This window comes from Nitratireductor arenosus, assembly GCF_009742725.1.
Classification (GTDB): domain Bacteria; phylum Pseudomonadota; class Alphaproteobacteria; order Rhizobiales; family Rhizobiaceae; genus Mangrovimarina; species Mangrovimarina arenosa.
Window position 1 is genome coordinate 813,417 of the sequence record NZ_WPHG01000003.1, and the last position, 20,345, is coordinate 833,761.

At 65.1% G+C, this 20,345-nt stretch carries 19 protein-coding genes; 11 read left to right on the forward strand and 8 right to left on the reverse strand.

What is annotated here, in order from left to right:
* The first annotated feature begins 95 nt into the window (after positions 1 to 95).
* Positions 96 to 872 carry an NAD(P)H-binding protein gene (locus GN330_RS15835; RefSeq protein WP_197435197.1) on the forward strand — a complete coding sequence of 259 codons (777 nt, stop codon included), beginning with the start codon at positions 96 to 98 and terminating at the stop codon, positions 870 to 872.
* Positions 873 to 875: 3 nt separating this feature from the next.
* Here the strand turns inward: GN330_RS15835 and mtnA are convergent, their stop codons facing one another.
* Both mtnA and mtnK read right to left on the reverse strand, forming a co-directional pair.
* The gene (mtnA, locus tag GN330_RS15840; protein ID WP_343040740.1) at positions 876 to 1,985 is read right to left on the reverse strand and encodes an S-methyl-5-thioribose-1-phosphate isomerase; all 1,110 of its coding nucleotides are present in this window, start codon (positions 1,983 to 1,985) and stop codon (positions 876 to 878) included.
* Positions 1,982 to 3,250, reverse strand: coding sequence for an S-methyl-5-thioribose kinase (gene mtnK / locus GN330_RS15845; RefSeq protein WP_156713624.1), 1,269 nt, complete (start codon positions 3,248 to 3,250; stop codon positions 1,982 to 1,984). Before mtnK ends, mtnA begins: the two co-directional genes overlap by 4 nt.
* Before the next feature lie 292 nt (positions 3,251 to 3,542).
* Between mtnK and GN330_RS15850 the strand changes: the two genes are divergently transcribed.
* The 3 genes from GN330_RS15850 to GN330_RS15860 are packed head-to-tail and all read left to right on the forward strand — an operon-like array spanning position 3,543 to position 7,232.
* Positions 3,543 to 5,054 (forward strand): sugar ABC transporter ATP-binding protein, encoded by a 1,512-nt coding sequence (locus GN330_RS15850; protein WP_156713625.1) that lies wholly within the window; start codon positions 3,543 to 3,545, stop codon positions 5,052 to 5,054.
* Positions 5,055 to 5,113: 59 nt separating this feature from the next.
* The gene (locus GN330_RS15855; RefSeq protein ID WP_156713798.1) at positions 5,114 to 6,136 is read left to right on the forward strand and encodes an ABC transporter permease; all 1,023 of its coding nucleotides are present in this window, start codon (positions 5,114 to 5,116) and stop codon (positions 6,134 to 6,136) included.
* Positions 6,137 to 6,185: 49 nt separating this feature from the next.
* Positions 6,186 to 7,232, forward strand: coding sequence for a substrate-binding domain-containing protein (locus tag GN330_RS15860; RefSeq protein ID WP_156713626.1), 1,047 nt, complete (start codon positions 6,186 to 6,188; stop codon positions 7,230 to 7,232).
* 69 nt (positions 7,233 to 7,301) lie between these two features.
* Here GN330_RS15860 and GN330_RS15865 read toward each other — a convergent pair whose 3' ends face one another.
* Positions 7,302 to 8,279 carry a sugar-binding transcriptional regulator gene (locus GN330_RS15865; protein ID WP_156713627.1) on the reverse strand — a complete coding sequence of 326 codons (978 nt, stop codon included), beginning with the start codon at positions 8,277 to 8,279 and terminating at the stop codon, positions 7,302 to 7,304.
* 217 nt (positions 8,280 to 8,496) lie between these two features.
* Between GN330_RS15865 and GN330_RS15870 the strand changes: the two genes are divergently transcribed.
* Entirely contained in the window at positions 8,497 to 8,850 is a 354-nt protein-coding gene (locus tag GN330_RS15870; protein ID WP_156713628.1) for an ArsC family reductase, read from the forward strand.
* Here GN330_RS15870 and GN330_RS15875 read toward each other — a convergent pair.
* The 4 genes from GN330_RS15875 to GN330_RS15890 form a co-directional block, all read right to left on the reverse strand.
* A complete protein-coding gene (locus GN330_RS15875; protein WP_156713629.1) occupies positions 8,823 to 9,767 on the reverse strand; it encodes a LysR substrate-binding domain-containing protein in 945 nt (314 codons plus the stop codon). The genes GN330_RS15870 and GN330_RS15875 overlap by 28 nt on opposite strands.
* 292 nt (positions 9,768 to 10,059) lie before the next feature.
* Positions 10,060 to 10,755, reverse strand: coding sequence for a DUF899 domain-containing protein (locus GN330_RS15880; RefSeq protein ID WP_156713630.1), 696 nt, complete (start codon positions 10,753 to 10,755; stop codon positions 10,060 to 10,062).
* A gap of 57 nt (positions 10,756 to 10,812) precedes the next feature.
* Positions 10,813 to 11,256: an SRPBCC family protein gene (locus GN330_RS15885; protein WP_156713631.1), complete on the reverse strand. Its 444-nt coding sequence runs from the start codon at positions 11,254 to 11,256 to the stop codon at positions 10,813 to 10,815.
* Positions 11,240 to 11,575: an ArsR/SmtB family transcription factor gene (locus GN330_RS15890; protein ID WP_156713632.1), complete on the reverse strand. Its 336-nt coding sequence runs from the start codon at positions 11,573 to 11,575 to the stop codon at positions 11,240 to 11,242. Before GN330_RS15890 ends, GN330_RS15885 begins: the two co-directional genes overlap by 17 nt.
* A gap of 288 nt (positions 11,576 to 11,863) precedes the next feature.
* Between GN330_RS15890 and GN330_RS15895 the strand changes: the two genes are divergently transcribed.
* The 3 genes from GN330_RS15895 (at position 11,864) to sbmA (ending at position 16,229) form a co-directional block, all read left to right on the forward strand.
* The gene (locus tag GN330_RS15895) at positions 11,864 to 13,477 is read left to right on the forward strand and encodes a BCCT family transporter (RefSeq protein WP_156713633.1); all 1,614 of its coding nucleotides are present in this window, start codon (positions 11,864 to 11,866) and stop codon (positions 13,475 to 13,477) included.
* Positions 13,478 to 13,574: 97 nt separating this feature from the next.
* Entirely contained in the window at positions 13,575 to 14,744 is a 1,170-nt protein-coding gene (locus tag GN330_RS15900; protein WP_156713634.1) for a YbfB/YjiJ family MFS transporter, read from the forward strand.
* A gap of 216 nt (positions 14,745 to 14,960) precedes the next feature.
* A complete protein-coding gene (sbmA, locus tag GN330_RS15905) occupies positions 14,961 to 16,229 on the forward strand; it encodes a peptide antibiotic transporter SbmA (RefSeq protein WP_343040742.1) in 1,269 nt (422 codons plus the stop codon).
* Positions 16,230 to 16,262: 33 nt separating this feature from the next.
* Here the strand turns inward: sbmA and GN330_RS15910 are convergent, their stop codons facing one another.
* Positions 16,263 to 17,252, reverse strand: coding sequence for a polysaccharide deacetylase family protein (locus GN330_RS15910; protein ID WP_156713635.1), 990 nt, complete (start codon positions 17,250 to 17,252; stop codon positions 16,263 to 16,265).
* 169 nt (positions 17,253 to 17,421) lie between these two features.
* On the opposite strand from GN330_RS15910, the gene GN330_RS15915 reads away from it, so the two are divergent.
* From GN330_RS15915 to der, 3 genes are all read left to right on the forward strand, one after another.
* Positions 17,422 to 17,997: an NnrU family protein gene (locus GN330_RS15915; protein WP_156713636.1), complete on the forward strand. Its 576-nt coding sequence runs from the start codon at positions 17,422 to 17,424 to the stop codon at positions 17,995 to 17,997.
* A gap of 137 nt (positions 17,998 to 18,134) precedes the next feature.
* Positions 18,135 to 18,800 carry a tetratricopeptide repeat protein gene (locus GN330_RS15920; RefSeq protein WP_156713637.1) on the forward strand — a complete coding sequence of 222 codons (666 nt, stop codon included), beginning with the start codon at positions 18,135 to 18,137 and terminating at the stop codon, positions 18,798 to 18,800.
* An 8-nt stretch (positions 18,801 to 18,808) separates the two neighbouring features.
* Positions 18,809 to 20,245 carry a ribosome biogenesis GTPase Der gene (gene der, locus GN330_RS15925; protein ID WP_156713638.1) on the forward strand — a complete coding sequence of 479 codons (1,437 nt, stop codon included), beginning with the start codon at positions 18,809 to 18,811 and terminating at the stop codon, positions 20,243 to 20,245.
* Positions 20,246 to 20,345: the final 100 nt, after the last annotated feature.

The window sequence follows — 20,345 nt, forward strand, 5'->3', positions numbered from 1 at the left end:
TTACACCGTATATATACTTACAGCGTAAGGGAATGGATGAGCCGTCCGCTCAGGCCCTTGCCGGGCGCTTGTGAACAACAAAAGGAAGTCTGACCGTGACAACAGCGACAGCGGGCGCGGCGCCCCGAGTGGCTTCGCCGAAAAGGATCTGCATCGTTGGCGCGTCGGGCAAGCTCGGGCGCTATATGGTCCAGCACGCGCTTGAGCGCGGTTACGAGGTGGTCGGCGTCTGCCGGCCGCAAAGTGTCGACAAGCTAAAAGCCTTCGCGGACCGCGTCACCATCGTTCCCGGCCGTACCGACGACCGCGATGTCATCCGGCGCGCGGTCGCGGGCTGCGATGCCGTCCTCGTCGTGCTCGTGCCCTGGGGCGTGCGCAACTATGCCAGCGGCACCGCCCAGGCCGTACTCGACTTCGCCGCGCCCGATGCACGCCTGGTCTTTTCCTGTGGGTGGCATATCAGTCGCGACGGCCGCGACGTCTATTCGTGGCAATTCCGGACTTTGGTGAAGCTGATCGGCTGGCTGGCCAGGCTCGCCCGCCTGGTCGATATTGACGACCAGGTGGAGGCGTGCCGGCGCGTCTTTGCCAGCGACCGGCGATGGACCGTGGTGCGCGGCAGCGATCTGGAGGAGGGCGACAGCCAGGGCCTGCCGGTATGGAGCCGGCACGTCGGCGATCCGGTCCTGGCCAGCAACCGCACGCGGCGCGTCGATTTTGCCCTGTTCATGGTCGCCGCGATCGACGATGAGGCGCTGGTGCGTGAGGCGCCGGCGATCGTCGGCTGCCGCACGCCGTCCGCGCTCGCCCACACCACGTCCGGCTCTGGCGCGCAGGCCTACTCCGCCGCGGTGCCTGTTCAGCGCGGATGAACGTCAGGCCGCCGAGGCTTTCGCTTTTTCGGGAAACAGCGCCTTCAGGCCGGCCGCCGAGGCCTCGGCGACGCCGCGCTCGGTGATCAGTCCCGTGACCAGCCGGGCCGGCGTGACGTCGAAGGCCGGATTGGCGGCGCCGGTGGCGTCCGGCGAAATCCGCACCTGGCACAGCGTTCCGTCCGGCGCACGGCCCCATACCAGCGACACCTCGTCCCCGTCCCGTTCTTCGATCGGAACGTCGCGCAGCCCGTCGGCAATCGTCCAGTCTATGGTCGGCGAAGGCAGGGCGACGTAAAACGGTACGTGATTGTCGTATGCAGCGAGCGCCTTCAAATAGGTGCCGATCTTGTTGCACACATCGCCATTGGCGGTCGTGCGGTCGGTGCCGACGATCACCATGTCGATGGCGCCGCGCTGCATCAGATGCCCGCCGGCATTGTCGACGATCAGCGTGTGCGGCACGCCGTGGCCGGCCATCTCCCAGGCAGTGAGCTGGGCGCCCTGGTTGCGCGGCCGCGTCTCGTCCACATAAACGTGGACGAAAATGCCTTCCTCCAACGCCAGATAGATCGGCGCGGTCGCGGTGCCGTAATCGACGGTCGCCAGCCAGCCCGCATTGCAGTGAGTCAGGATATTGACCGTCTCGCCGGGCTTCTTGCGTGCAGCGATCGCGCGGATGAGGGCGAGGCCGTTGCGGCCGATGCCGCGATTGAGCTCGACATCCTCGTCGGCGAGTTCGCTGGCGCGCCGATAGGCGGCCGCGGCGCGCTCGGCTTCGGGCAGGGGCCGCAGCAGCGCCCGCATTTCGTCGAGTGCCCATTTCAGGTTGATTGCCGTTGGCCGGGTGGCGTGCAGCGTGTCCCAGACCGCGTCGAGCGCGACATCGGACGGGTCGGTCCGCATCTGGAGCGCCACGCCGTAGGCGGCGGTGACGCCGATCAGCGGCGCGCCGCGCACCCACATGTCGCGGATGGCGGTGGCCGCGTCGTTGGCTGATTTCAGCGTCTCGACGCGCAATTCGTGCGGCAGCCAGCGCTGGTCGATAATATCGACCGACCGACCGTCCTCGTTCAGCCAGATGGTACGGAAGTGGCGATCGCCGACATTCACGAAATCTCTCCTCGGTCCAGCGTTTCGGCCAGGACGCCGATCTCGGCCAGCGACTGGATGCCGTGCCGGTTGACGGCCAGATGTCGGCCGAATTTCAGCGCGCGTGCCTCGCAGGCCGCCCGCATATCGACATCCTCGATCTCCTCGAATTCGGCATTGTGCGCCAGGCCGAGAATGCGGCGATGGATCTCGATGCCGGCGAAGCCGAGCATGTCCGTCCACAAATCGCGCATAAGCCGATGCCGCGCCTGTTCGGCGCCGAGCGCGTCGCCCTGGTCTTCGAACAAGCTTCGTTGATAAAGCATACCGGTGCGTTCGGTGCGCCACAGAAGCGCGAATTCGGTATGGAATGTGTCCCAGCATTTGCTGATCACGATCAGGAGGTAGGCGCGCATGGCGTCGCGCTCGCCGCCGCTTTCGTGACCGCGTTGCGAGAAATAGGCCATCCAGAAATTGGCCAGCAGCATGCCGACGTCGAAGGCCATCGGGCCGTAGAAGGCGAACTCGGGATCGATCACAAATGTGTCGTCGTCCGTCACCATCACCGATCCGGTATGCATGTCGCCATGCACCAGCGTCTCCGCGCCGGTGGCGAAGCGGTGCTTCAGCCTTTGCGCCTCGACCTTCAGATCGCGGTCGGCGCGCAGTTCGGCCACCAGAAGGTCGAGCTGCGGGCTGGTATGGCGGTTCATCGGCGCGTCGAAATAGGGATCGGAAAACACCAGGTTCTCGGTGATCTCGCACAATTCCACATTATCCGCGAACAGCGCCAGGTCGGCCTTGCGCTCCCCGGCCCGCATGCAAAGATCGGAGCCGCGGAAAAGCGTCCTTGCCAGGAACAGGCCGAGGTCGCGGGCCATATGCGGTGGCCGCCGCCCTTCGATCAACGCCTTGCGCAGGATGATGTGCGGCGACAGAAATTCCATCACGATCAGCGCCTGGGTCTCGTCGAAATGAAAGATCTCGGGAACCCGCCCCGGCGCGCGCGCCGCCTGCCGCGTCAACGCGTGATACTCGAAAAACGAACGTTTGAGCGGCAGTGGCCAGGAATCGCCGACCAACCGCACATAAGGCAACGCCTGCTTGACGATGACGGTGCCGCGCGCGCCTTCCACGATGAAGACCAGATTGAGGTTGCCGTCGCCAACCTCGCGCGCGCGCCATCCTGTCGGATCGTCGCCCAATTTGTCGCGCATCGCCGCGACGTCGGCGAGGCGCATGGCCAGCGTATCCACGCTCAGCGCTTCGAACGGACGGTCCTGCATCAAGCCAGCCTCCTCGATCCTTGGGGTCAATCGGCATTGCGGTTTCGGCGCGCTGCGCGGCAATGGGGCCGAAATCGCGGGTTCCAGCGTCGCAAAGCGTCGAAGGGGGACGTCCCGTCCGTGCTCTGCCCCCTGATCCGTTGGATTTCGCCTTGCCCGGCGCCTCCGAGCCCGCGTGTCGACCGGCTCCCATCCTCCCATCTCGACAGCGAGGCTAGGTAACGGCCTGTCAATTGTCAATCGTATTGACATTTGCCTACTCGCTCCGTAGCGTCATCGTCGGGAGGACGCGATGGCCGAGGACGCCGTATTCCGTATTGCGGGCGTGACGAAATCGTTCGGTCCCAACCTGGTGCTCGGTGGGATCGACCTCGCCCTGCGCGCGGGCGAGGTGACCGTGCTGATGGGTGCCAACGGCGCGGGCAAGTCCACCCTGGTCAAAATTCTCAGCGGCGTTTACCGGCTCGACGGCGGCGCGATGACGCTTGCCGGCGCGCCACACGATCCAGCTACCCCCGCCGAGGCGATGCGCGCCGGCGTTGTGACGGTGCACCAAAACATCAACGACGGCGTCGTCGCCGCCCTCGACGTGGCCACCAATTTGACGCTGGACCGGCTCAATGGCGCCGCCGCGCCGCTGTTTTTCAGCCGTCGCAGGGTGCGGCGCGAGGCGCGGGCGATTGCCGGGCGCATGGGGCTGTCGCTCGACCTTTCCGCCGACATCGCCGGACTGAGCCTCGCCGACCGACAGATGGTGGCGATCGCGCGCGCCATGTCGCACGAGCCGAAGGTGATGATCCTCGACGAGCCCACCGCCTCGCTGTCGAATAGCGAGGCTACGCGGCTGTTCCAACTGATCGACCGGCTGCGTGATCGCGGCGTGGCGATCCTCTACATTTCCCACCGCATGTCCGATATCCGCCGGATCGCCGACCGCATTCTGAGCCTGCGCGACGGCGCCATCGTCGGTACTTTCGACGAAGCGCCGCTCGACTATGAGGGCGCGGTCAACGCCATGCTCGGCCAGACGGTGGACAAGCGCGCCATCAAGGCGCGGGCGGCGACGAAAACGGTGTTTTCGGCCGACGATCTGCGCATCGCGCCGGGCGCGCGTCCGTTCTCGTTTTCTCTCGGAGCCGGCGAGGTTGTGGCCGTCACCGGGCTGGTCGGCGTCGGCAAGACGGCGCTGGCCGAAACCCTGTTCGCGATCCGCAAGCCCCTCGGCGGTACGATGAGGCTCGACGCGCGCGCCTACGCGCCTGCCAGTCCCGGCCGCGCGATCGATGCCGGCGTGTTCCTGGTCGCTAAGGACCGCGCCTCGAGCGGCCTCGTGCCGGACTTCAACATCTACGAAAACATCAGCCTGCCCTTCCTTCGGCGCCTGTCGAGGCTCGGCGTGTCGCAACGTCGTGGCGAGCGCCACGTGGCCCGTGCGCAGATCGGCGAACTAAGTATTGTGTGCCGGTCCGAGCGCGACAATCTCGCGACCCTTTCGGGTGGCAATCAGCAAAAGGTGACGGTGGGCCGCTGGCTGTCCCAGCCCTGCCATCTGCTGGTCCTCGACGAACCGTTCCAGGGCGTCGACATCGCCGCTCGGCGCGACATCGCCGCCAAGCTGCGCGCGGGGGCCGGCGGTCGCGCCACCTTGCTGTTCCTGACCGAGCTGGACGAGGCGATGGAGACGGCCGACCGCATCCTGGTCATGTCGGAACACACGCTGATCGGCGAACACCGCAACGAGGATGTCGATATGGACCGGTTGCTGGCCGAGGTCGCGGGACGCGACGTGCGCGGCGCGGCATGACGGATCCGGGAGAACGCACGGCGATGGACGTAAGAACCGACGAAGGCCATCTCGGCAAGATGGCGCCCGAGCCGCCGCGCCGGCGCTCGAGCGTCCGCGAGATCGCGATCCGTTACGGATTCATCGCGCTGCTTCTGGGGCTGGTGATATTTTTCTCCGCCTTCACGCGCGGCTTCGCCTCGCCGCAGGCCGCGGTCTTCATCCTGCAATCGGTCTCCATCACCGGCATCCTGGCGCTCGGCGTGACCGCGACCTTGGTGGTCGGCGGCTTCGACTTGTCGATCGGCTCGATCGCCACCAGCTCGATGATGGCGGCGGCCTATGTGATGGTGGTGCTGGAACAGGATGCCATGACGGCCGTCATCGCCTGTCTCGCCATCGGCGCGCTGGTCGGTTTGGTCAACGGCCTGATCATTTGCTATATGCGCGTGCCCGATCTTCTCGCCACGCTCGGCATGATGTTTCTCTTGATCGGCCTGCAGCGCATCCCGACCGAAGGCCGCTCGATCGCCGTCGGCATGACCCTGCCGGACGGTTCGACCGCCGCCGGCCAGTTCAGCCAGGCTTTTCTCGCGCTCGGCCGGCACCGATTCGACTTCTTTATTTCCAATCTGGTCCCGTCCTCGGTCGTAGTGCTGATCGTGCTGGCGATCCTGATCTGGTTCTTTCTCGAATACACCCGCTTCGGTCGCATGATGTACGCCGTCGGCTCGAATGCGCGCGCGGCCGAGTTCGCCGGCGCGCCGGTCAAGGCCTACAAGATCTGGGCCTATGTCATTTCCGGCGTCTTCGCCTCGATCGGCGGTATTCTCTTGGCCGCGCGGCTCGGCCGCGGCGACATCGCGTCGGGCAACAATCTACTGCTCGATTCGGTGGCGGCCGCGCTGATCGGCTTCGCCGTGCTGGGCGCGGCCAAGCCCAACGCCTTCGGTACCGCGATCGGCGCGCTGTTCGTCGGCGTGCTGTTGCAGGGCCTCACCATGATGAACGTGCCTTATTACACCCAGGATTTCATCAAGGGCGCGGTGCTGGTGATCGCGTTGATGTTCACTTTTGCGCTAGCGGGCCGGGCGGCCCGCTAGTGCCAACCCGAACTAACGCCAAACGGAAAATGTCAGTGGAGGAAAGAGCATGAGAATTACCCGAAGATCATTCGCCCGGCTTGCCGGTGGCCTCGTCGGCGCTGCTTTGGCCGCGCAGGCACCGGCCTTCGCCCAGGACAAGCCCGCCCCGTTCGACAATCCCGGCGAGGTGGAGATCGCGCTGGTGCGTTATCTGTCGACGGGCGACTTCTTCCAGGCCTATCTCTCCGGCGTGGAGGCCCAGGCCAAGGCGCTCGGCGTGCAACTGCGCGTTTTCGACAGCCGCCAGGACGCCGCCCTGCAGGCCGACATGGTCGACCAGGCGATCGCGCTCGGTGTCGACGGTATCGTCATTCAACACGGCCTGACCGAATCGATGAAGGAAGCGGCCCAGCGCGCCGTCGATGCCGGCATCAAGGTGGTCGCCTTCGACGTCAATGTCGACAACGAGGCGATCCCGCAGATCGAGCAGTCCGACCGCGACCTGGCGCGGCTGGCGCTCGAACAGGCGATCAGCGACAATGGCGAGAGCTGGAAGGCGGCCTATGTCTACGTGCCCGGCATCGCTCCGCTCGACCGCCGCGACGAGACCTGGGTCCAGTTCAAGGAAAAATATCCCGGCATCGAGGAACTCGCCCAGTTCGGAACGCTCGACAATCCGATTGCCAATTCGGTCGCCAACCAGGCCCGTTCCGTTCTGTCGGCCAATCCCGACGTGCAGGTCGTGTTCGCGCCCTATGACGAGTTCGCCAAGGGCGTGAAGATCGCCGTCGACGAGGCCGGCATGGCGGACGGCATCAAGATCTACTCGGCCGACATTTCCACCGCCGACATTTCGGCGATGCGCGAGCCCGGCAGCGCTTGGGCGGCGACCGCCGCCACCAATCCGGCTGTCGTCGGCCAGGTCTCCGTGCGCGCGCTCGCCATGCTTATGGCCGGCGAGGATCCCGGCCGCAGCGTCATCGTGCCGCCGACGCTGATCACCCAGAAGCAGCTCAACGACGCCGACATCAAGAACATGGAGGAATTGTCTGAAAAGCTGCCGCAATTCGCTCATGCCGACGTGGCGGTGCCGGCCTGGATGCCGCTGCCCTGAGGGCGGTGGCGGCGACACGGCCAACGTCAACGACAGGGCGGCCCGGGCGGCCGCCCTTTTTTCACTGTGTCACGGTTTGGGCCTCGCCGGGCTGCCGGTACCCGCGTCGATGTGCTCGAGCAGGCGCTCGCCGATCGCCGCGCTCGCCACCAAATGGGTGCAGAAACCGCCGGCGAAGGCAGCGAGCAGCGGCGCGACCTTGGCGTCTTCCTGCACGACCGCCAGCCGTTTGGGAATGGCGCGGATGGAGGTGAGATCGGCGGAGATCACCCGGCGGTTATAGTCGCAGGCAAGCAGCGAGCCGTCGGCGGTGATCATCTGGCCGGCGATCACGCCGCTCGCCCCGTTGCGCTTGAGCGCGCTCAACTCTTCAAGCGTCAGCGCGCCGCATTTGATGACGTGGCTGTCGGCATCGAGCGAGCCGACTGAAAACAGCGCCAGATCGCAAGCCTCGATGCTGTCGAGCTGCTCACGGATCACCGGTTCGGCGCGCAACTCGCGCGCCAGCCGATCCGAGCTCAGCACCAGCGGCGCGTAGAAATTGAGCCCTTTGGCATTGATGCGCCGGGCGATCTCCATCGTGCACTGGTCGGGCCGGTAGGAATAGGGCGCGCCGAGATTGCCGCAAAGCTGGACCACCGTGACGCCCTCGAAATCGGCGTAGTTCATCGCATCGGCCATCGCGTAGACCGTGCGGCCCCATGCCACGCCGACCCGGTCGCCATTGCCGATCATCTCAAGAAAGACATTGGCCGCCAGCGTCGGCACCTCGCCGGCCGGATCGGCCGTCAGGCCCTCGCGCCCGACGATCCACACCGCCTCCAGGCCGAAAGCGTCCTCGATGCGCCGCGCCGTTACGTCCTGGCGGAACAGATGGGTCGAGGTCGAGATGTTGACGATGCCGTTCTCGCGCGCTTTGCGCAGGTAGAGCGCGACCGAAGCGCGCGAAATCTCGAGCCGGCGCGCGACCTCGTCCTGGCGCATGCCGTGCGTGTAGTAGAGCCAGGCGGCCTTGTGTATGATCTGGTCGGTCGAGCGGACGGCCATGCAAGCTCCTCAAATTGGACAATAGTCATCTCATTTGACAATTGTCAATCGCGAGGCAGGCCACCGTCCCGGTCTGTTCTTCCGTTCGCCGATCGCAAGGCAAGCGCGCGGCTGGTCGGGGCCGGTTCAGACCGGCGTGCCGATGAAGCGGCTTGACGGCTCGCGCCCGCCCGACAGGATGGCCGGCGTTGATTCTCGAAACGACGGAACCGATTCCTTGGCGATCATCATTTACGGCATAAAGACCTGCGACACGATGAAGAAGGCGCGCGCCTGGCTCGAAGGCCGGGGCCTGCAACACCGCTTTCACGACTATCGCGTCGACGGTCTCGACGCGGCCATTCTGCGCGGCTGGATCGACCAGGTCGGCTGGCAGGTGCTTTTGAACAAGGCGAGCGCGACTTTTCGCGGTCTCGCCGATGCCGACAAGACCAGCATCGACCAGGCAAAGGCCGAGACATTGATGCTCGTCGAGCCGACGATGATCAAGCGGCCGGTGCTCGATGTAGACGGCAGGCTGGTGGTCGGCTTCAAGCCGGCGGTCTACGAGGAGGTTTTCGCTTCCGCGTGAGGCAAAGCAGCCTGCAGGCCTGCTTGCCCGGCTTCACCGTCGTTTTGAACCTCTTCCAGGATCCAGCGCTTGAAGGCACGAACCTTCGGCGCCTCCGTCTGCGTCGACTCCGTGCACAGCCAATAGCCGAGGCCGCTCGGCGCGCGCGCGTCGAAGGGCGCGACCAGCCGCCCGTCCGCGACCGCCTCGCCGGCCAGCAACTGCCAGGCCAGCATCACGCCGTGGCCGCAGATCGCACCGTCCAGGCACAGCAGCGGATCGCGGAAATGTACGCCTGGCTTGAGCGCCACCGGGGCGGCGCCGGCGGCGGCGAACCAGTCCTCCCAGCCGAACAGCGCCGCCTCGTCGGTGATCTTGGTCGCGTGGGCGAGGTCGGGGATCGTCTTCAGCCTTTCGGCGAGCGCGGGGGCGCAGACCGGAAAGATGTCCTGCGAAAACAGCAATTCGGCGCGCGTGCCCGCCCAGTCGCCATCGCCCAGCCGGATAGCGACGTCGACGTCGGAATGGGCAAGGTCGGCAAGTCTTGTTGTGGTGTCGATGCGCACCAGTATGCCGGGATGGAGCGCGAACATCCGCCCGAGGCGCGGGATCAGCCATTTCGATGCGAAGACCGGCGCCACGGAGACCACCAGCGTGCACTGGTCCTGCCGGCGCACCCACTCCACCGCGCTGGTCAGTTCGGCAAAACCCGCGCCCAGCCGTTCGAAGAAGATGTCGGCCTGACCGCTCGGTTCCATGCCCCGGCCGGTGCGCGCAAACAATGTCTTGCCGAGCTGTTTTTCGGTGCGGTTGACCTGCTGGCTGACGGCGCTCGCCGAAACGCCCAGTTCCTGCGCCGCGGCCTGTAGGCTGCCGGTGCGCGCCACCGCCTCGACCGCCCGCAACCCGCTCAGATGAATGCTGTTCAGCGCTCGCATGAAGTTTTTCTAAACTCTTGTCGTTGAGTTCTTGATCGTATCGCGTGGCAAACAGGCATATTAACACGCCTGTTTCATCGGAGATACAAGTCATGTTGAAGCTGAGCTTAATAGCGAGTCTGTTTCGGCGACCGAGCCGGATCGCGGGCGGGGCCTTCGAGCGGGATCGCGAGCGCTGGCGGCGCGATCCGCTCTCGCATCCCTCGCTGCGCTGTCTGTCGCAGCGCCAACTGGGTGATCTGCCTTTTCCCTGGCGGTAGCGGAGATTTCTTGTCGTGGCGCGGTCGGGCCATCAGGCCGTGGCGTAGAGGTCGTGCAGTCTCACCCAGGCCATCGTGTCGCCCGCGCCGTCTTCCTGGCGGCCGAGCGGCGTCATGTCGAGCAGTGCGTAGGTCGCGTTGAACGGCTCTATCCCGCGGCCATAAGCCGAATAGGTATGATAGACCGTTTCGCCGTCGCGGATGAAGGCGCTCAGGCCGGGCAGTTCCGGCGCCGCAAAGCGTTTCGGCGCATAATTATAGACGCCGTCCTCGTCGTCGGGGTGGAACGAAACCCCGAAATCGAAATTGAACTCCGATTCCCGCGAAGAAGCCCAGGGAAAGGACCAGCCCATGCGTTGGCGGAAGGCGAGCAGGGTGCCAAGTGGCGCCCGCGAAACCGCCGTCAGGCGCGTGTCGCGCTGTCTCAGATGCGCTACGCTGCCATCGAAACTATCGGCCCAGAAGGAGCAGCTCTTGCAGCCGACCTCCCAGTCGGGCGCATACATGAAATGGTAGACGAGCAATTGCGTGCAGCCGTCAAAAAGCTCCGCCAGCGTCCTTGCGCCGTCCTCGGTCTCGAAGCGGTAATCCTTGTCGACGCGCACCCACGGCAGGGCGCGCCGTTGTCTGGAAAGCGCGTCGCGCTCCCTGGTCAGGGCCTTTTCGCGTTCCAGTAGCGCCTTGCGGGCTAAAAGCCAGTCCGTCCGGCTTGCGGTCGTGTGGTCCATGGCGCATTCCCCTGTCGCTGTCGCTGTCGCTGTCGCTGTCGCTGTCGCTGTCGCGGCTCAAGCGAACAGCTTTTCCAGATCGTTGAAGCTCGAACTCCAGCCCAAGCGGTGATTGTCGCGGTTTTCCGCGGTTTCGAAGCGCTGCTGGGAGAGCCGCATTCGCGTCCCCCGCCGTGCCGGGTCGAAGGTCACTTCCACCACAGTCTCGTCTCCGCGCGAGCCGTCGTCCTGGGTCCATGCCCAGGTGAACACAAGCCGTCGCGGGCGGTCGATGGTGCGGTAGACGCCGGAGACGACGCGGTCGCCGCCGGGCGTGCGCATCGTCGTCGACCAGTGGCCACCCTCGTATACTTCGAGCGCAGCTTGCGGCGTGGTGACGCCTTCCGGGCCCCACCAGGTGATCAGGATTGCCGGATCGACCCAGGCGTCGAATACCGCTTCTGGTTCCGCGTCGATCAGGCGTTCGATCTCAAGCACCTGTTCGTCAGTCGTCTTCTGCATCGGGCCGTCCTTTTTCCGCGAAGATCTTTTCCAGCCGGTCGAAGGAATCGTTCCAGAATTCACGGCTCTTTTCCAGCCAGTCCTCCATCTGCGCAAACCCCTCGCGGCGAGCCCTGAACACGCGGAACTGTCGCTCGACGCGCCGCTCGACGACGCCTGCCTCCTCCAGCACTTTCAAATGGCGCGAGATAGCCGGTTTGGAGATGTCGAACGGCGCCGCGATTTCGCCCGCCGTCAGATCGCCCGAACTCAGCAGCCGTTCCACGATGGCGAGGCGGGTCGGGTCGGCCAGTGCCCCGAACACGACATGAATGCCCATCTGTGCTCCTTCTTCATTTAACAAAAACATGAAATAACATCAGCGTCAATCCCCGCGATTTTGGGTCGCAAAATCGGCATGCGGCTGATCCGATGCCACCCGGATAGTCTTTGGACAACTCCGTGACGCCTTTGAAACATCGGTCTTTCTCCGGCTATGGTGGAGTTTCGCCCTTGCGGGGCGGCTGCATCCTTCGGCGCGACCGAAATCGGGGGGTGTCGGCGGTCCGCAAAAAACGATCCCGTGCCCGCCCAGCGGTGATGCGGGACGGACAAGAGGGAGGAACCAATGTCCGACACCGACACGGCCAACGCCGCCACTGAAGACCATGGACTTGAGCCGGGACAGGACAACGTCCTCATTCTCGGGCTCGACGTTCACAATCCGGTCTTCTTCGTGTCCGCCGTCACCATTGTGGCGTTCGTCATCGTGACCCTCATCTTCAAGGAGTCCGCTGGTGCGGTGCTCGGCGGCCTGCGGACATGGCTTACCACCACTTTTGACTGGCTGTTCATGCTCTCGGCGAACATCTTCGTCCTGTTTTGCCTGCTCCTGATCGTCAGTCCGGTCGGTTCGGTGCGCATCGGAGGCGCCGACGCCGTGCCCGATTATTCCTATTCGGGCTGGTTTGCGATGCTGTTTGCCGCCGGCATGGGCATCGGGCTGATGTTCTTCGGCGTGCTCGAGCCGATGTTTCATTTCAACAACCCGCCGCTCGGCATCGCCCCACCTATCGTCAATGGCGAATTCGTTGCCGAAAATGTCGAGGCCGCGCGTCAGGCCGGCATGGCCGCGACCATCTTCCATTGGGGCCTGCATCCCTGGGCAATCTACGCCGTTGTTGCGCTTTCGTTGGCGCTCGCCACATATAACAAGGGCCTACCGCTTTCCATGCGCTCCGCCTTCTACCCGATCTTCGGCGAACGCGTGCGTGGCTGGGTCGGTCACGTCATCGACACCATGGCGGTGTTCGCGACTCTCTTCGGCCTGGCGACGTCGCTCGGCTTCGGCGCTTCGCAGGCTCTGGCGGGGCTCAACGAGCTCTACGGCGTTCCCAACACCGACACCGCCAAGGTGGTGCTGATCATGCTGATCACCGGTGCCGCGTTGCTGTCGGTCGTCGCCGGTCTCGACGCCGGCGTGAAGCGGCTGTCGGAAATCAACATGGTGCTTGCGGTCCTGCTTTTGGCATTCGTCATTGCACTCGGACCGACATTGGCCATCATTTCGGGCTTCTTCTCCAACAGCTGGCTTTACATGAAGAGCCTGCCGGTCCTGTCCAATTGGATCGGGCGCGAGGACGATGCCTTCATGCATGGCTGGACGACCTTCTACTGGGCTTGGTGGATATCCTGGTCACCCTTTGTCGGCATGTTCATCGCCCGCGTGTCGCGCGGCCGCACGGTGCGCGAATTCATCATCTGCGTGCTGATCATCCCCACCCTGGTGTCGATCCTGTGGATGACGACGTTCGGCGGCACCGCGCTCTACCAGCTGCTGGCGGAAGGTTACACCGGCGTGCAGCAGACCGTGGTCGACTATGTGCCCGAATTGTCGCTGTTCCGCATGTTGGCCGAACTGCCGCTGGCCTCGATCACCTCGTTGATCGGCATTGTGCTGGTGATCGTGTTCTTCGTCACCTCGTCGGATTCCGGCTCCCTGGTGATCGACACCATCACAGCCGGCGGCAAGATCGACGCGCCGGTCGCACAGCGCGTCTTCTGGGCGATCTTCGAGGGGCTGGTGGCGATCGTGCTCCTGCTCGGCGGGGGGCTGGCGGCTCTGCAGGCCGGCGCCATCGCGACCGGTTTCCCGTTCGCGCTCCTGCTTCTGCTGATGGTCGTCGCCACCTGGCTGGCCCTGCGCGCGGAGCCGCGAGGCGCCGCCTCGGCAGCCGCCTGACATGAAACGGCGGAGCCGCGCGACCGCGCGGCTCCGCCGGTTTCGCCTTGCCATCCCCCCGTTATACAACCGCGCCTTCGCGCTGTAGGGTGGCGCGATGAAGCGTGAGTCGGTCCAGCCGCTGCGTCTGGCGATCGCCGGCCTGATTGCGATGGCCGCAGCCATGGGCATCGGGCGTTTCGTCTTCACCCCGATCCTGCCCGGCATGATGGAAAGCCTCGGGCTCGACGCGGGCCAGGCCGGGCTGATCGCCTCGGCCAATTATCTAGGCTACCTCGTCGGCGCGCTTCTGGCGGCCGGCGGCTGGGCGCATGGCCACGAGCGAACCGCCATGCTTGTCGGCCTTGGATCGAACGCGGTGCTGCTCGGAGCGATGGCGTTCACGCAATGGTTACCGGCCTTTCTCGCAATCCGCTTTCTCGCCGGCGTGGCGAGCGCGTTCTTGATGGTGTTCCTGAGCGCCATCGTCTTCAGCCGGCTGGCGGCGGCCGGACGCGACGGCTTGCAGGCTTTGCATTTCGGCGGTGTCGGCGTCGGCATCTCCGCGTCCGCCATCCTGACCGGCTGGGTCTTCGTCTCCGGCTATGGCTGGAAGGCGGCCTGGATCGCGGCCGCGCTGCTGTCGGGGCTCGCCTTTCTCGCGGTGTGGCCGATGGCGCGCGGCGGGCCGGCGGCCGCGGCCGGCACCGGGCGCGAACCGGCCTTGCCGAAAAGCGCCGCGCTCACCCGCATCATTTTTGCCTACGGCCTGTTCGGGGCCGGCTACATCGTCACCGCGACCTTTCTGGTGGCGATCGTGCGCCAGCAGGCCGGCGGCCCTTTGTCCGAATCCGCCGTCTGGCTGGCGACCGGCTTGGCCGGCATCCCTTCGGTCTGGCTCTGGGGCAGGATCGCGCGCCGCATGTCGATGGCGGCGGCTTTCGGCCTTGGCTGTGTGGTCGAAGCGGTCGGCATCGCCGTCAGCGTGGCGCTGCCGAGCCCGCTCGGCCCGCTTCTGGGTGGGGTGCTGCTCGGCGGCACCTTCATCGCCGTCACCGCGCTCGGCCTTCAGATCGGCCGTCAACTGGCGGTCGCCGCGCCGCGCCGGGCGCTGGCGCTGATGACGGCGGCCTTCGGCACCGGCCAGATACTCGGGCCGATCGCGGCCGGCTACGCCGCCGACTGGACCGGCAGCTTTCTCGCGCCGTCGCTCGGCGCTGCGCTGATCCTGCTTGCCTGTGCGGTGATCGGCTGGTCGGCTCGGGACCGGACACCGGTCGGAGGATAGTGCCGGCGGCCAAACAGCCGGCCGGCCCGCTTTCGCTCCCGGGCGTGAGACGGCAGGTTCCACTCCGCGCGGAGCGCGAAGACTTGATGGCGGTGTGAGCGGTGGTACGCCAACATGCTTGTTGCCGGCCGCATTGGTTCGTAGCATCGATTCGCTGACGCGAACCGACTCCATGCCTCCGCGTCGGGCCGTTCCGTATCAGGGAGACGTCTTTTCGTGTTCGTATCCTTCTTTCCGAAGCCGAAGCAGCTTTTCCTCTCGGCGGCGCTGTGGACCCTGTTTGGCGTGTTGCTCTGGTATTTTGTTGCCCGGGCCTGGGGCGGGACCCTCAGTCTCGGCGGCCTGTTCGGCTACGGCGTTCCGCCGATGCTACCCGACGGCGCGGACGAGGCCGCGCGCTCGCAGGCGCTCGAGTTCTGGTTCTATCAGTATTTCATCATCCTGATCGCCGCCTTCGTCGGCTTCTGGATGGTGTACTCGCCCCATCCCTGGCAGCGCTGGTCGCTCGCCGGTTCCGCGCTGATCCTGTTCGTCAACTGGTTCCTGGTCCAACTCGACGTGATGATCAACGAATGGTTCGGCACTTTCTACGACATGGTCCAGCAGGCTCTCGGCAATCCGGGAACGGTTGAGGCCTCGGACTATTACTGGCAGATCGCCACCTTCCTGAAGATCGCACTGGTTTACGTCTTCGTCGGTTCGCTGTTCCGCTTCTTCGTCAGCCATTTCATCTTCCGTTGGCGCACGGCGATGAACGAATATTACATGCAGAACTGGCCCCGACTGCGGCATATCGAGGGAGCGGCCCAGCGCGTCCAGGAAGACACTATGCGCTTCGCCACCATCGCCGAGGGGCTCGGGGTCAGCCTGGTGGATTCGATCATGACGCTGATCGCCTTCCTGCCGCTGCTATGGGGCCTGTCGGCGCACGTGAAGGAACTGCCGCTCATCGGCGAGGTCAGCCAGGGTCTGGTCTTCGTGGTGATTTTGTGGTCCGTCATCGGCACCGCGCTGGTGGCGGTCGCCGGCATCCGGCTGCCGGGGCTCGAGTTCCGCAACCAGCGTGTCGAGGCGGCCTACCGCAAGGAGCTGGTCTACGGCGAGGACCATGCCGACCGCGCCCAGCCGCCAACGGTGCGCACGCTGTTTGCCGATGTCAGGCGCAATTACTTCCGGCTCTATTTCAACTATCTCTATTTCAATCTGGTCCGCATCTTCTACCTGCAGATCGGCAATCTGGTGCCTTATATCGCGCTTGCCCCGACCATCGTCAGCGGCGCGATCACGCTTGGCGTGATGCAGCAGATCATCCGTGCCTTCAGCCGGGTCGAGACCTCGTTCCAGTATCTGGTCAATTCCTGGTCGACAATCGTCGAGCTGCTTTCGGTCCACAAGCGCTTGAAGGCGTTCGAGGCGACGCTCAAGGGCGAGGCACTGCCCGAGATCGACCAGGAATATCTTGCGCGCGAGGGCACAGGTGAATGAGGCGATGCGGCAACCAGACCTGTCGCGTGGGGCTCAGCCGCCGACCGGTTCGCCGGTTTTCGCCTCCAGCGTCTCGACCAGGTCACCATAACCGATGCAGCGTACCTCATCCTTTTCGCAGACGGTCTTTGCAAACCGTTCGAGCGCGCGCCAATATGCGCCTCCGTTCATCAAGGTGAAGTGAAATCCGATCTGCAGGGGAGTGCGCGCGCCGTCATATTCGGCATCGAACGCGTTCATCAAGGCGCGATAGCTGCGTTCCTCGAAACGCCCGTCCGCGTCGGGTTGCTCGACGGCGTCGGAGTGACGCACGAACCAATTGTAATCCATGGCTATGACACGTCGTCCGGTGGGCCCTTCCGGAATCAGCGGCAGCGCGAAATGCCAAAGGTCGCCCTTGCGGCGCGGCGCGGCCGGCCCGCGCGAGACCGAACTGGCATCGTAGTTGAGCCCGTCAGCGATAAGCGCCTCCGCAAGGCCGGCATTGACCGACAGATAGGGCGCACGGAAGCCCGAAATGCCGGTTTCGGCGAAGCGGCGCCACCCCTCGGGCTCGCCCTCGATGCCGTTGATCGTGTAGGCATCACGCAAAATGGTGCGGAACTGGGTGAATTCCTTGCCCCACTCGGCCGCACTCCAGCTCTTGCCGTCAAAATGGCCGCAGCCATGGCTGGCGATCTCGTGGCCCTCGCGCCTTGCATTCCCGATCTGATCGAGCCGTTCGGCGACCTCCGCCCGCGACGCGGCAAAGCCGACATTCGACTGGCCGGGTTTCTTGCCGGGTCCCGTATAGGTCGCGCGTGTCTCCTTGGAGAGCAGAAACACGCAAGACAGGAAATAGGTAAAGCGCGCGCCGGTCGCCCGCGCCAGTGCGCGGCTGCGTTTCCATTGTGCCACGTCGTGGGCGCCGTCGAAGGAAATCACCACGATTTGCGGATCGCGCTCCCTCTCGCCGGCAAGCGCCAATGGCGCGGCAAGGCAAAGGGTCAGCAAGAAGGAGAGCGAACGACAAAGAACAGGCATGAAAATTTCTTCTTCTTGAAAACGGCTGCGGGTCGAAGCAGGCACGGGTGGCCGGCGAATGTGGCAGCTCTGCGGTCGCGCCGGTCAAATCGTTTTGCAAGATCCGCGCCGCACGTTAGGGTCCTAGCCGATACCCGCCCGCCTGGGGGCGCTTACGGAGTTTTTTCTGATGCTCGTCCTTATCCTTGGTCTTGCCCTTTTCCTGGGCGTGCATTCGGTGCGTGTCTTCGTGCCGGCATGGCGCGACAAGAAACGCGAAGCGATCGGCCATGGAACGTGGCGTGGCGCCTATTCGCTGGTTTCTCTCATCGGTTTCGTTCTGATCGTGTGGGGTTATGGCCAGGCCTGGGCCGCGGCGCCGGTGCTTTACGAGCCGCCGGTCTGGCTCAAGCACCTGGCCGCCCTTTTGATGCTGTTCGCCTTGGTCGCTATTATGGTATTCGCGCTGCCGGCGGGTCGGCTGAAACCGGCTTTGAAGCACCCCATGCTGCTCGCTGTGAAGCTATGGGCGGTCGCGCATTTGCTCGCCAATGGCGATCTGGCCTCCATCTTGCTGTTTGGCTCGTTTCTGGTCTGGGCGGTTCTCGATCGCATTTCCGTCAAGCGCCGCGGCGAGGCGCCGCCGGCGCCGGGACCCATGCTCAACGATGCGATCGCGGTCGGCGCGGCCGTCGTGCTTTACGTGCTTTTCGTATGGAAGCTGCATCTGTGGCTGTTCGGCGCGCTGCCGATCGCCACAGCCTGAACGGGCGTCAGACGGGCGGTTTGGCGGGCGCCCGGACGGCAAATTTCGTCGCATGCCTTCCATAAGCTGGAATTTTCGCTAAAAGGCGTGCGCAATCGCTCGTCGCGCGTGGCGGGCCGAACAACGGTAAAACATCGATGTCGGACGACAGTTTCATCCGCGAGGTCTCCGAGGAGCTGCGCCAGGATCAGGCCAAGGCGCTGTGGGACCGCTATGGTCCCTTCATTCTGGGCGTCGCCGTGCTTGTGGTGCTGGCCACGGCCGGGGTCGTCGGCTGGAATTATTGGACCCAGACCCAGGCCAGCCGTTCGGGCGATGCTTTTTCCGAGGCGCTGAACTTCGCCTCCGAAGGTCAGGACGACGAGGCTCTGGCCGCGCTCGAAAAGCTCGAACAGGACGGCTATGGCGCCTATCCGGTGCTGGCGCGGCTGCGGGCGGCCACGGTCATGGCCGAAAAGGGCGATTATGACGGTGCCGTCGCGGCCTTCGACGCGGTCGCCGGCGACGGCTCCGTCCCCGGCTCGATCCGCGACATGGCCCGGCTGCGCGCGGCGCTGCTTCTGGTCGATCATGGCGGTTATGACGAGGTCTCCGCGCGCGTGGAGCCGCTGACGGCCGACACGAACGCGCTGCGCCATTCGGCTCGCGAGGCGCTCGGCCTCGCCGCATGGAAGGAGGGCAAGCCGACCGACGCGCTCAAGCTTTTCGACCAGATCGCGGAAGACACCGCCGCGCCGCGCAACGCGCAGGAGCGCGCCAAGCTGTTGGTCGAGCTTATCCGCGGGTCGGGCGACGCGTCCTGACCGCCGCGATGTCGTTCACCATCGCCATTGTCGGCAGGCCCAATGTCGGCAAGTCGACGCTGTTCAACCGGTTGGTCGGGCGCAAGCTCGCCCTGGTCGACGACACGCCGGGCGTAACACGTGACCGGCGCGTTCACGAGGCCAGGCTTTACGATCTGCGGTTCCAGGTCATCGATACGGCCGGTTTCGAGGATGTCAGCGACGAATCGCTCGAGGGTCGCATGCGCCAGCAGACCGAGCGCGCGATCGCGGATTGCGATCTGGTGCTGTTCATGATCGACGCCAAGGCCGGTATCACGCCCAATGACGGCGCTTTCGCCCAGGTGGCGCGGCGCTCGGGCAAGCCGATCGTGCTTGTCGCCAACAAGGCCGAGGCGCGTGGCGCTGAAACCGGCCTGCACGAGGCCTGGGGCCTGGGGCTCGGCGAGCCGGTGCCGTTCTCGGCCGAGCATGGTCAGGGTCTGCCGGACCTGCGCGAGGCGATCATCGCCGCGCTCGGCGAGGACAGGGCGTTCGGCCCGGACGAGGAGGAGGCGGCGGCCGCGGAAGCCGAGATCGCACTGGTCGGCGACGACGTCTCCGACCCCGACGAGGACGAGGTTCCCGCCTACGACGCCACCAAGCCGATGCGGATCGCCATCGTCGGCCGGCCCAATGCCGGCAAGTCGACGCTGATCAACGCGCTGATCGGCGAGGAACGTCTGCTGACCGGGCCCGAGGCCGGCATTACCCGCGATTCGATTTCGGTCGACTGGCAGTGGCGCGGCCGCAAGATGCGGTTGTTCGACACGGCCGGCATGCGCCGCAAGTCGCGCGTACAGGAAAAGCTGGAGAAGCTCTCCGTCGCCGATGGGCTGCGTGCCATCCGTTTCGCCGAGGTGGTGATCGTTGTCTTCGACGCCACGATCCCGTTCGAAAAGCAGGATCTCCAGATTGCCGACCTGATCGCGCGCGAGGGGCGGGCGCCGGTGCTTGCCTTCAACAAATGGGACCTGATCGACGATCCGCAGGAACTGCTTGCCGAGTTGCGCGAAAAGACCGACCGGCTCCTGCCGCAGGTGCGCGGCCTGCGCGCCGTGCCGGTTTCGGCCGAGACCGGCCGCGGGCTCGACAAGCTGATGCAGGCGGTCGCCGACACGCACGAGGTGTGGAACCGACGCATTTCGACCGGCCGCCTCAACCGCTGGCTTGAGGGTGTACTTGCCCACCATCCCCCGCCCGCCGTCGCCGGCCGCCGACTGAAAATCAAATATCTGACCCAGGTCAAGGCCCGTCCGCCCGGTTTCGTCGTGTCGTGTTCGCGGCCCGATGCGATGCCGCAATCCTATGTGCGCTATCTCGTCAACGGTCTTCGCGACAGTTTCGATATGCCGGGCGTGCCGATCCGCGTCATGTTGCGCGCGCCGGAAAATCCCTTCGCCGGCCGGGCGCGCAAGAAGAAGTGACCTGTCGCGCCGCGAGTTCGTCCGCTCTAATTCAGCCCGATTTCTGCCGTTAACGCTCCATCAACGATAAAAACGCAAACTCTTACGCATTCGTGTCGAG